General features: G+C 57.0%; 12 protein-coding genes. 8 read left to right on the top strand and 4 right to left on the bottom strand.

Annotated elements, in window-relative coordinates; translation table 11 throughout:
* Positions 1-66: 66 nt before the first annotated feature.
* Together AB5Y71_RS11645 and ubiG are read right to left on the bottom strand one after the other, a co-directional pair.
* Positions 67-762: an HAD family hydrolase gene (locus AB5Y71_RS11645; RefSeq protein ID WP_103252038.1), complete on the bottom strand. Its 696-nt coding sequence runs from the start codon at positions 760-762 to the stop codon at positions 67-69.
* Positions 762-1,478 (bottom strand): bifunctional 2-polyprenyl-6-hydroxyphenol methylase/3-demethylubiquinol 3-O-methyltransferase UbiG, encoded by a 717-nt coding sequence (ubiG, locus tag AB5Y71_RS11640; protein ID WP_100645821.1) that lies wholly within the window; start codon positions 1,476-1,478, stop codon positions 762-764. The genes AB5Y71_RS11645 and ubiG overlap by 1 nt, the downstream gene beginning before the upstream one ends.
* Positions 1,479-1,676: 198 nt before the next feature.
* Here ubiG and gyrA point away from each other — a divergent pair, with 198 nt between their 5' ends.
* On the top strand, positions 1,677-4,424 hold the full coding sequence (gene gyrA, locus AB5Y71_RS11635; RefSeq protein ID WP_307894915.1) for a DNA topoisomerase (ATP-hydrolyzing) subunit A: 2,748 nt from the start codon (positions 1,677-1,679) through the stop codon (positions 4,422-4,424).
* 107 nt (positions 4,425-4,531) lie between these two features.
* Here gyrA and AB5Y71_RS11630 read toward each other — a convergent pair whose 3' ends face one another.
* Entirely contained in the window at positions 4,532-5,929 is a 1,398-nt protein-coding gene (locus tag AB5Y71_RS11630) for an alpha-amylase family protein (protein WP_368171625.1), read from the bottom strand.
* A gap of 262 nt (positions 5,930-6,191) precedes the next feature.
* Here AB5Y71_RS11630 and AB5Y71_RS11625 point away from each other — a divergent pair, with 262 nt between their 5' ends.
* On the top strand, positions 6,192-6,347 hold the full coding sequence (locus AB5Y71_RS11625) for a hypothetical protein (protein WP_005336695.1): 156 nt from the start codon (positions 6,192-6,194) through the stop codon (positions 6,345-6,347).
* Between the two features lie 171 nt (positions 6,348-6,518).
* Here AB5Y71_RS11625 and AB5Y71_RS11620 read toward each other — a convergent pair whose 3' ends face one another.
* Entirely contained in the window at positions 6,519-7,574 is a 1,056-nt protein-coding gene (locus tag AB5Y71_RS11620) for a PA0069 family radical SAM protein (protein WP_368171624.1), read from the bottom strand.
* A 173-nt stretch (positions 7,575-7,747) separates the two neighbouring features.
* Here AB5Y71_RS11620 and AB5Y71_RS11615 point away from each other — a divergent pair, with 173 nt between their 5' ends.
* From AB5Y71_RS11615 to pheS, 6 genes are all read left to right on the top strand, one after another.
* Positions 7,748-8,335, top strand: a complete 588-nt coding sequence (locus AB5Y71_RS11615; RefSeq protein WP_368171623.1) for a tetratricopeptide repeat protein — start codon at positions 7,748-7,750, stop codon at positions 8,333-8,335.
* Positions 8,336-8,567: 232 nt separating this feature from the next.
* Positions 8,568-10,496: a threonine--tRNA ligase gene (thrS, locus tag AB5Y71_RS11610; protein WP_005336690.1), complete on the top strand. Its 1,929-nt coding sequence runs from the start codon at positions 8,568-8,570 to the stop codon at positions 10,494-10,496.
* Between the two features lie 21 nt (positions 10,497-10,517).
* Positions 10,518-11,048: a translation initiation factor IF-3 gene (gene infC / locus AB5Y71_RS11605; protein WP_196783562.1), complete on the top strand. Its 531-nt coding sequence runs from the start codon at positions 10,518-10,520 to the stop codon at positions 11,046-11,048.
* Positions 11,049-11,134: 86 nt separating this feature from the next.
* Positions 11,135-11,332, top strand: a complete 198-nt coding sequence (rpmI, locus tag AB5Y71_RS11600; protein ID WP_005336688.1) for a 50S ribosomal protein L35 — start codon at positions 11,135-11,137, stop codon at positions 11,330-11,332.
* 15 nt (positions 11,333-11,347) lie between these two features.
* The gene (gene rplT / locus AB5Y71_RS11595; RefSeq protein ID WP_005336687.1) at positions 11,348-11,704 is read left to right on the top strand and encodes a 50S ribosomal protein L20; all 357 of its coding nucleotides are present in this window, start codon (positions 11,348-11,350) and stop codon (positions 11,702-11,704) included.
* A gap of 380 nt (positions 11,705-12,084) precedes the next feature.
* Complete coding sequence (gene pheS / locus AB5Y71_RS11590; RefSeq protein ID WP_005336686.1) at positions 12,085-13,068, top strand: phenylalanine--tRNA ligase subunit alpha; 984 nt, start codon at positions 12,085-12,087, stop codon at positions 13,066-13,068.
* Position 13,069 lies beyond the last annotated feature (1 nt).

Genomic DNA, 13,069 nt, shown 5'->3' with positions numbered 1-13,069 from the left:
GGAAAGATGCAAGGGGCGGAGAGTTTCTTCGCCCCGTTATCGCATATCAGCCGGTAAGGCTGCGCGTTACGCTTTGGCCGTCAACTCATAGCGCAGCCAGTGGTGCAGGGCCTGCACGGTGTCGAATTGCAGATCGGCGCCCCACTGGGCGGGATCTTCCTCATCATTGAGATAGCCCCAGCCAGCGACGGCCGTACGCATGCCAGCATTGCGGCCCGCTTCGATGTCCCGCACATGATCCCCCACATAGAGGCAGTGAGCTGCTTCGACCCCCAGCTTCTCACAAGCAAAGAACATGGGGGCGGGGTCGGGCTTGCGCACCGGCAGGGTATCGGCACTGACCGTCACGCCGCAGCTGGCAAGCTCTGGCAGGGCTGCCAGCAGTGGCTCGGTGAGAAAGCCCGGCTTGTTGGTGACGATACCCCAGGGGAGCTGTTTCTCGTCGAGCCACTCGATAAGGTCCACCATTCCCTCATAGGGGCGGGTACCGACGCAGAGATTGGCCGCGTAGTAGTCGAGCAGGGCATTGCGCAGGCGGGTGGCCCCCAGCTCTTCAAGCAGTTCGTCGCCGAGGCCCGCTTTCAGCAGCCCGAGCGCTCCGTGAGAGGTGGTCTGACGAATAATATCGTCAGAGAGCGGCGCAAAGCCTTCGCTGATCAGTACATGGTTGACGGCGGCACCCAGATCCGGGGCGGTGTCGAGCAGGGTGCCGTCCAGATCGAACAGCACACCGCGCAGGGGCAGAGGGTGAGAGGCGCTCATCAACCTTGCTCCGGGCGGACAAACTCCACCATATAGTTGACGTCGACATTCTTGCCGAGCTTGAACTGGTTGGTGAGGGGGGCGTAGTGGACGCCGCTCATGTCCCGAACCAGTAGGCCCGCCGCTTCACCCATGCGACACAGTTCGGCCGGGGTGATGAATTTTTTGTGATCGTGGGTACCCTTGGGCACCATCTTCATCAGGTATTCGGCCCCGATGATCATCATCAGATAGGATTTGGGGTTGCGGTTGATGGTGGAGACGAACACCCGGCCGCCCGGGCGCACCAGGGTAGCGATGGCGCGCAGCACGGAGGCGGGGTCCGGCACATGCTCCAGCATCTCCATGCAGGTGACTACGTCATACTGGCCTGGCACTTCGGCGGCATGGGCTTCGGCGGTGATCTGGCGATATTCGAGCTCAACACCCTGCTCAAGGGCGTGCAGGCGGGCGACGCCGAGGGGTTCCTTGCCCATGTCGATGCCGGTGACCTTGGCACCACGGCGGGCCATGCTTTCGGAGAGAATGCCGCCACCACATCCGATATCGAGAATGCGCTTGCCAAACAGACCGCCACTTTTGTCGGTGATCCAGTCAAGGCGTACCGGATTGATTTGATGCAGGGGTTTGAATTCACCTTCCATGTCCCACCAGCGGGAGGCGATGGCTTCAAACTTGGCGATTTCTGTCAGATCGACATTGGCATCACTGTTCATTTTTCGAAGATCCTGTGGCAGGGCGCCCGCTTCTGAGTCATGGGCGCAATCTATTGTCCTGGCGGGCATTATAACGGACGGACTTTGTCACACCAGCCCGATCTGATACCCGATTTGTGGCTTAAGGTATTTGGCTCAGTGTGTTACCATGTCGCGCTGTTTAAGCCAAAGAACAACTAATTAGGGATAAGGCTTTCTATGAGCGATCTGGCCAGAGAGATCACGCCGGTCAACATCGAAGAAGAGCTCAAGAGTTCCTATCTTGATTACGCCATGAGCGTGATCGTAGGACGAGCTCTGCCGGATGTGCGTGATGGCTTGAAACCGGTTCACCGCCGCGTTCTGTTTGCTATGAACGAGTTGGGGAACGACTGGAACAAGCCCTATAAAAAATCGGCCCGTGTGGTCGGTGACGTAATCGGTAAATATCACCCGCACGGCGATATCGCTGTGTATGACACCATTGTCCGGATGGCGCAGGATTTCTCCATGCGTTACATGCTGGTCGATGGTCAGGGCAACTTCGGTTCAGTCGACGGCGACAGCGCCGCGGCGATGCGTTATACCGAAGTGCGGATGGCCCGCATCTCCCACGAGCTGCTGGCTGATCTGGACAAAGAGACCGTGGACTGGGTGCCGAACTATGACGGCACCGAGATGATCCCGGCGGTCATGCCTACCAAGGTTCCCAACCTGCTGGTCAACGGTTCCTCCGGTATCGCGGTGGGCATGGCGACCAACATTCCGCCTCACAACCTCACCGAGATTGTCAATGGCTGCCTGGCGCTGATCGAAAACGGCGACCTCACCATTGACGAGCTGATGACCTACATCACCGGCCCGGATTTCCCCACCGGCGGCATTATCAACGGTCGTTCCGGCATCGTGCAGGCGTACCGTACCGGTCGTGGCTCCATCTATGTGCGGGCCAAAGCTGAAGTGGAAGTGGACGAGAAGACCAGTCGCGAGACCATCATCGTTCACGAGATCCCCTATCAGGTGAACAAGGCTCGACTGATCGAGAAGATCGCCGAGCTGGTCAAAGAGAAGAAGATCGAGGGCATCAGTGCCCTGCGCGATGAGTCTGACAAAGACGGCATGCGCATCGTTATCGAGATCAAGCGCGGCGAGTCCGGCGAGATTGTGCTGAACAATCTCTACAAGCACACCCAGATGCAGACCACGTTCGGCATCAACATGGTGGCGCTCGATAACAACCAGCCCAAGGTGATGAACCTTAAAGAGATCCTGGATGCGTTCCTGCTGCACCGCCGTGAAGTGGTGACTCGCCGGACCGTGTTCGAATTGCGCAAGGCGCGGGATCGGGCGCACATTTTGGAAGGTCTGGCGGTTGCGCTGGCCAACATTGATCCCATCATCGAGCTGATCCGCCACAGCGCGACCCCGGCCGACGCGAAAGCGGGCCTGGTTGCCAAGGGCTGGGAACTCGGCAACGTGGCCGCCATGCTGGAAAAAGCGGGCGACGACGCGGCACGGCCAGAGTGGCTGGAGCCGGAGTTCGGTATCCGTGAAGGTCAATACTTCCTGACCGAACAGCAAGCCCAGGCCATCCTTGACCTGCGTCTGCACAAGCTGACTGGCCTCGAGCACGAGAAGATCCTGGAAGAGTACCAGTCTCTTCTGGATCTGATTGCCGAGTTGCTGCACATCTTGGCGAGCCCGGCTCGTCTGATGGAAGTGATCCGCGATGAACTGCTGGCCGTGCGCGAGCAGTATGGTGACGAGCGTCGCACCGAGATCAGCATGTCCAGTGCCGAGATCAACATCGAAGATTTGATCACCCCGGAAGATGTGGTGGTTACCCTGTCTCACCAGGGTTATGTGAAGTATCAGCCGCTCTCCGACTACGAGGCCCAGCGCCGTGGTGGTCGTGGCAAGTCGGCCACCCGGATCAAGGAAGAGGACTTTGTGGAGCGTCTGCTGGTGGCCAACACCCACGACACCATTCTGTGCTTCTCCACCCGTGGCAAGGTCTACTGGCTCAAGGTTTACCAGCTGCCGGAAGCCTCCCGTGGCGCCCGTGGTCGTCCGATCATCAACCTGCTGCCGCTGGAAGAGGGTGAGCGTATCACCGCTATCCTGCCGGTGAAGGAGTATGACGCCGAGAAGTATGTGTTCTTCGCCACCGCCAACGGTACCGTGAAGAAGACCAGCCTCTCTGACTTCAGCCGTCCGCTCTCCTCCGGTATTCGTGCCATCAACCTCAAAGAGGGTGATGAGCTGATCGGGGTGGATATCACCGATGGCAGCAACGAGATCATGCTCTTCTCCGATGCGGGTAAAGTCGTTCGCTTCGCGGAAGGCAGCGGTCGCGCCGATGCCGATGTCAGCGATGACGTTGAAACCGACGACGATGCCGGCAATGACGATGATGGCAGCGACAACGGCGAAGGTACCGAAAGCAAGGGCACCTTCAAGGGCGTGCGTCCCATGGGTCGTACCGCCGCCGGTGTCCGTGGCATCAAGCTGGGCGCCGGTGACAAGGTGGTTTCCCTCATCGTTCCGCGCGGCGAAGGTGCCATCCTCACCGCCACCGAGAACGGTTACGGCAAGCGGACTGCGTTGGCCGAATACCCGACCAAGAGCCGTGGTACCCAGGGCGTTATCTCCATCAAGGTGGATGAGCGTAATGGCAAGGTGATCGATGCGATCCAGGTCGAAGATACCGACCAGATCATGCTGATCACCAACGGCGGTACCCTGGTGCGTACCCGTGTTGCCGAGGTGAGCGTCATTGGCCGTAACACCGGCGGTGTCCGTCTGATCCGTACCGGTGAAGACGAGACCGTAGTCGGTCTGCAGCGCATCGCCGAGAGCGACGAAGACGAGAACGAGGCGCTGGCCGTTGACGGTGAGGTATCTGAAGGTACCGATACCGCGACCGGCACTGATGCGGTCGATGCTGGGGAAGCGGGCGACGAGTAATCGTCACCGGTTACCCGAGCAACGTCTCTGAGCAAAAAGAGCGACCCTGGTGGTCGCTCTTTTTATTTGTCTGCTTTTTATGACTCTCCGCTGATCTTACGGCTGGGTCACTCCTGCAACCACATTCTGGCGCTGCGGGCGGGAATGGTAACCCGTACCCACTGGCTCTGCACGTTGACTACGGCCCCTTGGTCGAGCACGTCACGATAGTTGCGATACCAGTTCATCTCGAATTTGGCGGTATCGAGCCAATACTCCTGCTCATAGTCGCACTTGTTGATGCCGACCAGCCCCTGCTTGCCCCGTTTGAACAGCACAAAGCAGTCACCGCTGCCGACCAACTGCATGGGTTGACCCTGCACCGCATTGTGGAAGCGGATCATCCCCTTGAGATCGGCGCGCTGGTAGTAATCCTGCCAGCGCAGTCCATCCTTGGCCTGGGTCTCGCCGTGATCCGAATAGACCAGCGGCGAGCCACCATCGCGGCCGAGCAGGTAGGCGTAGGCCAGCTTCTCGTCAGTCTGGCTTAAGATCTGATAGCGGAAGCCGTCGTTGGTGGGGATGTCGTGGGTCACGGCAAAGGTGACGGCGCGACTGCCCGGCAGCGCCTGACCATAGGCGCCCGGATCCGCCAGCAGGTTCATGCTGCCACCGTAACTGAAGGCACCGCGCAGGGAGGCAAACAGCGGAAAGTCATAGGCACCCTGGCCGCTGCTGTCGAGGTAGGGTTTGAGAAAGCGCTCGTAATCGGTGCTGCCTGAGCCCCCAGTGGTGATCACCTCGCCAAACACGTGCATCCCCTGTTTGATTTCGGGGGTGAACACGGCATTGATCTGGTAATCGCTCATGTGTTTGACCGCATCGACCCGAAAACCCTTGATCCCCATCCCCTTGAGCGCCTTGAGATAGGCCTGTTGCTGGCTCACCACCCAGTTGTTGGGATCCAGGTCCGGCAGTCCCTTGTCACCGGCACCGCCACAGAGTCGCCAATACTGGACATGACCCGGATCGCTCCAGTCATTGATGCACCCTTCGGGATGAAAATCCTGACCGGAGAGGAGGTTTTGCCCCAGATCGCCAAACAGTTTCTGGCGCTCGAAATAGGCCGGGTTGCTGGCGTAGCTTTGCAGCAGCTCGTTGCCGGGATAGTTGAGATCGCTGCGTTTCCAGCTTTCGTTGGCCATGTGGTTGAGCACCACATCGGCATAGACGGCGATGCCACGCGCCTTCATGGCGGCGATCAGCTGCTCGAGATCCTGCTTGTTGCCAAGAGGGGAGTCGACAAGGCGCAGATCCTGCGGCTGGTAACGGGCCCACCACTCGTTGCCTGATGACTTGAGAGGCGGCGAGATGAGTACCTGTTTGTAACCGGCCGACTTGATAAGGTCGGCTTTGGCGGTCACTTCACTGTACTTCCAGTTGAAGGCGTGCAGTATGACGTCGGCGTGCGCCAAGGGGGCGATCAGCATGCCTGCGATCGCCCATATTCCCGCTGTGTGTTTCATTATTGTGTCCCTGTTTTTATAGATGCCTGAATGGGCAAGCTAGCTTTGGCGGGAACAGGGTGGGCTGCAATCCACAACCTGCAGATTTGTGACCGCTTTCAGAGTGATTTCGCCGATTATGTGAGCTATTTCGGCTTTTCCCTGTCACGGCCAGTTGCCTTTTTACAAGTGATTTTTTTGTCATTTCCCTGTCATTCCCAGCCGCTATCCTGCCGGGCGAGTGGTGCGTTGTTGCCATCACCTTCACCGTCAGGAGCTGCATATGACCAGTTGGATCACGTGGGAAATTTGGTGGAGCCGGGTATGGGGCGAGTCAGAGGTGCCGCAGTATGAAGAGGATGAGCACGAAGTGGCCCATGAACCCTCGCGGCTGCCGGTTGAAATGGTGCAGCAGGGTCGGGATCAGCGCGCAGGATAATGCGTTAGCCCTCTCTTTACCGTGTAGCGCTTTCTTGTCGCGACATGGCTACTTCGTTGGAAAATTCTGAAAAGCGGGGTTTCCACAGGATGTGTTGCGGCAGGCCTTCCTCTCGACCTCTTGGCAGGCAAGGGCTCTGTGCCTGATGTGTGAAGGGCGTGAGCAGGGGGATTAGAAGAGCGACAGCTGCTCCCCGGGGCGGATAAACCCATCCAGCCTGAGCTGAATATGACGTTTGCCCAGATCGAGGCGCTTGCTGATGAGGCGAAAGCGCTGGGCCAGCAGATCGGCAAAGTGCCCCTCACCGCGCATGCGGGTACCGAAGGCGGTACTGTTGAGCCCGCCACCGCGGCTGGCTCGCAACTGATTCAAAATAGCCTCCTTCTGGCCCGGATAGTGGGTATCGAGCCAGTCCCCAAATAGCGGAGCCAACTCGTGGGGTAACCGCAGCAGGATGTAATCGGCGCAACTGGCGCCAGCCTCGGCGGCCGATTTGATGATCTGCTCCAGCTCCGGTTCATTGAGCCGCGGGATCATGGGGGCGGCCAGTACCCCCACCTGCACGCCAGCGTTGGCCAGCTTCTCGATCACTTTCAACCGGCCGGCGCCCGTGCTGGCGCGGGGCTCCAGCTGTCGCCGCAGGGTTTCGTTCAAGGTCGTCACCGACACCATTACCTGACACAGTCCCTCTCTGGCCAGCTCGGTCAACAGATCGAGGTCGCGCAAGATCATGGCGCTCTTGGTAATGAGCCCGACCGGATGGCGGTGGGCCAACATCACTTCCAGCAACTGCCGGGTGAGGCGATAGCGCTGCTCGATGGGTTGATAGGGGTCGGTATTGGCGCCAATGAAGATGGTCTGTGGCTGATAGGCCGGTTTGGCAAACTCCAGGCGAAGCAGGTCGGCGGCATTGCGTTTGGCAAACAGCTTGCTCTCGAAATCGAGGCCGGGGGAGAGCTCCAGATAGGCGTGGCTGGGTCTGGCATAGCAGTAGATGCAGCCGTGTTCGCACCCCTGATAGGGGTTGATGGAGCGACCAAAGGGGACATCCGGCGAGCTGTTGTAGCTGATGATGCTGCGTGCATCGATCTCCCGCACCTCGGTGCCAGGCACAGAAGGAGTAAAGGCGGCATCCCAATCGGACGATTGCCAGCCGTCATCAACCGCTTCGACAAGGGGGCCGCTAAAACGGTGATCGATATTGTGGGGGCTGCCTCGTCCTGCCATGGTGTGCACTGATACTGTTTATAAATACAGTTATTTTGCAGGTGCACCGGATAAATGACAACTACTGCTGAGCGACCGGGTGCAAAAAGGGTTGTCGCAGGGATCTCTTGCTTGATCGCAACGCTACATTTCGTTTACATAGACGAAATGAGAACTGGATCACGGAAATCATCATGAGCCCCACCACTTCCCGTTGGCTATTTATCGGTCTGATTGCGCTGGTTATCTGGCGTCAGCTTCCGCTCTCCACCGAGCAGGAGATGGCTGCCGCCAACCGTGCCTGGCGTACCGGTCACTTCGATGAGGCGACCCGGATCTGGTCGCCACTGGCCGAGCAAGGCCAACCTCGGGCACAGGCACTCATGGGCTGGAGCCATGAGGTGGGGCAGGGGAGCGAGCAGGATATCCATCAGGCCATCAGCCTCTATCGCCAGTCGGCGCAGGCAGGGGATCCCTTCGGCCAATATCGGCTGGCAGAGCTCTATCTGCGAGGTGTCGGGGTCAAGCGAGATCTGCGCCAAGCCTTCCACTGGATGGATCAGGTTGCCCGCAATGGTGATGTCCCGGCCATGCTGAAAGTCGGCGTTCTTCATCTGATGGGGGTCAGCGGCAGGGTCGATCTGCCTCAGGCGAAACAATGGCTCTATCAGGCGGCACAAAAGGGCAACAAGCTGGCGCTTCAGGTGCTGCAAGAGTTGGCGCTGGCCGAGGAGGGGAGCAGTGACTTTGACTTCAATTGGCAATCTCTGCTTGGTGAATAGTCGGCAGGCGACTCATTTGACTGTAGAAAATATCTGCAAATCCGATACAGCACGCCCAACTTCTGGTAGCATGGAGCCGTTTTGGCTTGGTTTGTCACGTTAGACACGCTGTTTGCGTGTCAGGCCGTCTTCGCAAAGTGCTGTGGAGAACCAGAACATCACCTTTTTGAATCTCTTTTCCATCCCGCATGTGACCTTTGGTAGGGGTCACCACTGTATAAGGAAACACATAATGCCAATCATTACTCTGCCTGACGGCAGCCAACGTCAATTTGCCCACTCTGTTTCCGTCATGGATGTGGCTGCGGACATCGGTCCCGGTCTCGCCAAGGCGTGCATTGCCGGTCGGGTAAACGGTGAACTGGTGGATGCGTGCGAGCTGATCGAAGCCGATGCTGCGCTGGCCATCATCACCGCCAAAGACGAAGAAGGTCTGGACATCCTGCGCCACTCCTGCGCCCACTTGCTGGGTCATGCTATCAAGCAACTCTGGCCCCAGACCAAGATGGCCATCGGTCCTGTCATCGACAACGGCTTCTACTATGACGTTGATCTTGACCGTACCCTGACCGATGAAGATCTGGCTGCCCTGGAAGAGCGCATGCTGGCGCTGGTAGCCAAGGATTACGACGTCATCAAGAAGAAAGTCTCCTGGCAAGAAGCGCGCGATGTATTCGAGGCGCGCGGCGAGTCTTACAAAGTCGAAATCCTGGATCAGAACATTGCCCGTGATGATCAGCCAGGTCTCTATCATCACGAAGAGTACATCGACATGTGTCGCGGCCCGCACGTGCCCAACATGCGTCACTGCCACCACTTCAAGTTGCTGAAGATGTCCGGCGCCTACTGGCGTGGCGACTCCAACAACAAGATGCTGCAGCGTATTTACGGTACTGCCTGGGCTGACAAGAAGCAGCTCAAGGCCTATCTGCAGCGCCTGGAAGAGGCCGCCAAGCGCGACCACCGCAAGATCGGCAAGCAGCTCGACCTGTATCACATGCAGGAAGAAGCACCCGGTATGGTGTTCTGGCACAACGATGGCTGGACCATCTTTCGTGAGCTGGAAACCTTTATCCGCGGCAAGCTCAAAGAGTACGACTATCAGGAAGTGAAAGGTCCGTTCATGATGGACCGCGTTCTGTGGGAGCGTTCAGGTCACTGGGAGAAATACGCCCAGGCCATGTTCACTACCCAGTCCGAAAACCGCGAGTACGCCATCAAGCCGATGAACTGCCCGGGTCACGTACAGATCTTCAACCAGGGTCTGAAGTCCTACCGCGATCTGCCGCTGCGTATGGCCGAGTTTGGTTCCTGCCACCGCAACGAGCCGTCCGGTTCCCTGCACGGTCTGATGCGGGTGCGCGGCTTCACTCAGGATGACGCTCACATCTTCTGTACCGAAGAGCAGATCATGGAAGAGGTCTCCGGCTGTATTCGTATGGTCTATGACGTCTACGGTACCTTTGGCTTCGAGAACATCGTGGTCAAGCTCTCCACTCGTCCCGAGCAGCGTATCGGCTCCGACGAGATGTGGGATCGCGCCGAGAAAGCGCTGGCCGAAGCGCTGGAGCTAAACGGTCTGAAGTACGATCTGCAGCCGGGTGAAGGGGCGTTCTACGGTCCCAAGATTGAATTTACCCTGCACGATTGCCTTGATCGTGCGTGGCAATGTGGTACCGTGCAGCTCGACTTTGCCCTGCCTGGTCGTCTGGGTGCCACTTATGTGGGCGAAAACAACGATCGCCACGTACCTGTGATGATCCACCGGGCCATCCTGGGTTCTATCGAGCGCTTCATCGGTATTCTGACTGAAGAGTACGCCGGTCTGTTCCCGACCTGGTTGGCACCGACTCAGGCTGTGGTCATGAATATCACGGACAATCAGGCCGATTATGCGGTGAAAGTAGCCAAAGCATTGAATGATGCGGGCCTTCGCGCAAAAGCGGACTTGAGAAATGAGAAGATTGGCTTTAAAATCCGCGAGCATACTTTGAAGCGAGTACCTTTCATGCTGGTCTGCGGCGATAAAGAAGTTGAAGCCGGTAAGATTGCAGTACGGACTCGTAAAGGGGCTGACCTGGGCACTTATCCTGTTGAAGAGTTCATCGCTCTGTTGACCCAGGAAGTTCAGACCCGCGGACAAAAGAAAGTGGAGGAATAAGCTATAAAAGGCGGAAAAAAACTGGGCAAGCAACCGCAAGCCCGCGCTCACCGGATCAATGAAGAGATCCGTCTGAAAGAAGTTCGTCTGACTGGTCTGGATGGTGAAGCCATTGGCATCACCTCCATTCAGGATGCTCTGAACTTGGCCGCAGAGGCCGGAGTTGATCTGGTAGAGATCAGTCCAAATGCTGAGCCGCCCGTTTGCCGGATCATGGATTACGGCAAATTCCTCTACGAAAAGAGCAAAACAACCAAAGAACAAAAGAAAAAGCAGAAAGTCGTCCAGGTCAAGGAAATCAAATTCCGTCCTGGCACTGACGAAGGCGACTATCAGGTAAAACTACGCAACCTGGTTCGCTTTCTGGAAGACGGGGACAAGGCTAAGGTCACCCTGCGCTTCCGTGGTCGTGAAATGGCCCACCAGGATCTTGGTATCAAGGTTCTGGAGCGCGTCAAGAACGATCTGGAAGAGTTGGCCGTAGTCGAGTCGTTCCCGAAAGTCGAAGGCCGTCAAGCTGTGATGGTCCTCGCACCTAAGAAGAAATCTTAAGGCCCACAAGAAATTGACTCATGGGGCTTGCCCCATGAGTTGGTTCGCCTTGCGATTTTGTTGTCACTCACAATGCGGAGTATGAAATGCCGAAGATGAAAACCAACCGGGGTGCTGCAAAGCGCTTCAAAAAGACTGGCTCGGGTCGCTTCAAGTGCAAGCACAACCACCTGCGTCACATCCTGACCAAGAAGAGCAGCAAGCGTAAGCGTCAGCTGGGGCCGAAATTCATGGTTTCTGCTGCCGACCACAAACGTGTTGTCGCTTGTCTGCCGTACGCATAAGGGGGGATGTGAAAAATGCCAAGAGTTAAACGTGGTGTGACTGCTCGAGCTCGTCACAAGAAAGTAATGAAAGCCGCCAAAGGTTACTACGGCGCCCGTTCCCGTGTTTACCGCGTAGCGGTACAAGCGGTAACCAAAGCTGGTCAGTATGCCTATCGTGACCGTCGCCAGAAAAAGCGTCAGTTCCGTCAGCTGTGGATTGCGCGTATCAACGCTGCAGCCCGTCAGAACGGTCTGTCCTACAGCCGTCTGATCAACGGTCTGAAGAAGGCTTCTATCGAGATCGATCGCAAGATCCTGTCCGATATCGCTGTTCACGACAAAATGGCTTTCACCGCCCTGGTTGAAAAAGCTAAAGCAGCTCTGGTTTAATCCAGTTCTGTTATAAACGCTAAAAGGAGGCTCAGGCCTCCTTTTTTGTATCTATAACCATCTGTTTTACATCACTATTTCCTTTCTCTCATCCACGTTTTGTTCGCTTTTTGCACGAGTTATAGATTTCTCTACATACAAAGCGATATGTGCGAGATGACCTGTTCTACAACTGGTTTATATGCCAACAAACTAGATGTTTGTTCCATTATTTCAGGAGTGGTGGTGAGTCGATGAGACTCGCTTGATATAACAAAATGATTTGTAGGGAGAAAAGCCCACCTTAACTATGGTCAGCGAAGGGGCTTTTTTTGTATTATTCCCCTCTTGACCTTATTTAGCCTAAAGGCTCCTGTACCGGGAGTGGTGACGAGGAAGACATGCAACAGCTTGAAGAAGTAGTCGGCCAAGCCAGAGCCGAAATTGAGGGCGTGAGCGATATCGCTACCCTCGACGAAATCCGGGTCAAATATCTGGGTAAAAAGGGCTTTTTTACCGAGCAGATGAAGGGCCTGGGGGCCTTGTCTGCCGAAGAACGTCCCGCCGCGGGCGCCGTGATCAACCAGGCAAAACAACAGGTTCAGGATGCGCTGAACGAGCGTCGTGAAGCACTCGAAGTTGCCGTGCTGAACCAGAAGCTGGCAGCCGAGACCATCGACGTCAGCCTGCCGGGTCGCCGCATCGAGAATGGCGGGCTGCATCCTGTAACCCGCACCATCGAGCGCATTGAGCGCCTGTTTGGCGAGATGGGCTTCAAGGTTGCCCGTGGTCCCGAGATTGAAGATGGCTTCCACAACTTCGATGCGCTGAATATTCCGGCTCATCACCCGGCGCGTACCGATCACGATACCTTCTACTTCAATCCTGATCTGATGCTGCGTACCCACACCTCGGGCGTGCAGATCCGCACCATGGAACATCAGCAGCCGCCGATCCGCATCATTGCACCGGGCCGCGTCTATCGTAACGACTACGACATGACCCACACCCCGATGTTCCATCAGGTTGAAGGTCTGCTGGTTGACGAGCATGCCAGCTTTACCGAGCTGAAGGGCATCCTGCACGACTTCCTGCGCAACTACTTCGAGGAAGACCTGACCATTCGCTTCCGTCCTTCCTATTTCCCGTTCACCGAGCCGAGCGCCGAAGTCGACGTGATGGGCAAGAACGGCAAGTGGCTGGAAGTGCTGGGCTGCGGCATGGTTCACCCGAATGTACTGCGTTCGGTCGGCATCGATCCGGAAAAATACTCCGGCTTTGCCTTCGGCATGGGCGTTGAGCGCCTGACCATGCTGCGTTACGGGGTTAACGACCTGCGTGCCTTCTTCGAAAACGATCTGCGCTTCCTCAAGCAGTTCAAGTAAG

This window comes from Aeromonas sp. R9-2 (genome assembly GCF_040908025.1).
Taxonomy (GTDB): domain Bacteria; phylum Pseudomonadota; class Gammaproteobacteria; order Enterobacterales; family Aeromonadaceae; genus Aeromonas; species Aeromonas veronii.
This window is presented reverse-complemented; position numbering and strand designations above follow the sequence as displayed.

Bases quoted from the DNA above. Each gene is read 5' to 3' on its own strand.
- AB5Y71_RS11645 (WP_103252038.1), bottom strand. From the start codon at position 762: ATGAGCGCCTCTCACCCTCTGCCCCTGCGCGGTGTGCTGTTCGATCTG.
- ubiG (WP_100645821.1), bottom strand. From the start codon at position 1,478: ATGAACAGTGATGCCAATGTCGATCTGACAGAAATCGCCAAGTTTGAA.
- gyrA (WP_307894915.1), top strand. From the start codon at position 1,677: ATGAGCGATCTGGCCAGAGAGATCACGCCGGTCAACATCGAAGAAGAG.
- AB5Y71_RS11630 (WP_368171625.1), bottom strand. From the start codon at position 5,929: ATGAAACACACAGCGGGAATATGGGCGATCGCAGGCATGCTGATCGCC.
- AB5Y71_RS11625 (WP_005336695.1), top strand. From the start codon at position 6,192: ATGACCAGTTGGATCACGTGGGAAATTTGGTGGAGCCGGGTATGGGGC.
- AB5Y71_RS11620 (WP_368171624.1), bottom strand. From the start codon at position 7,574: ATGGCAGGACGAGGCAGCCCCCACAATATCGATCACCGTTTTAGCGGC.
- AB5Y71_RS11615 (WP_368171623.1), top strand. From the start codon at position 7,748: ATGAGCCCCACCACTTCCCGTTGGCTATTTATCGGTCTGATTGCGCTG.
- thrS (WP_005336690.1), top strand. From the start codon at position 8,568: ATGCCAATCATTACTCTGCCTGACGGCAGCCAACGTCAATTTGCCCAC.
- rpmI (WP_005336688.1), top strand. From the start codon at position 11,135: ATGCCGAAGATGAAAACCAACCGGGGTGCTGCAAAGCGCTTCAAAAAG.
- rplT (WP_005336687.1), top strand. From the start codon at position 11,348: ATGCCAAGAGTTAAACGTGGTGTGACTGCTCGAGCTCGTCACAAGAAA.
- pheS (WP_005336686.1), top strand. From the start codon at position 12,085: ATGCAACAGCTTGAAGAAGTAGTCGGCCAAGCCAGAGCCGAAATTGAG.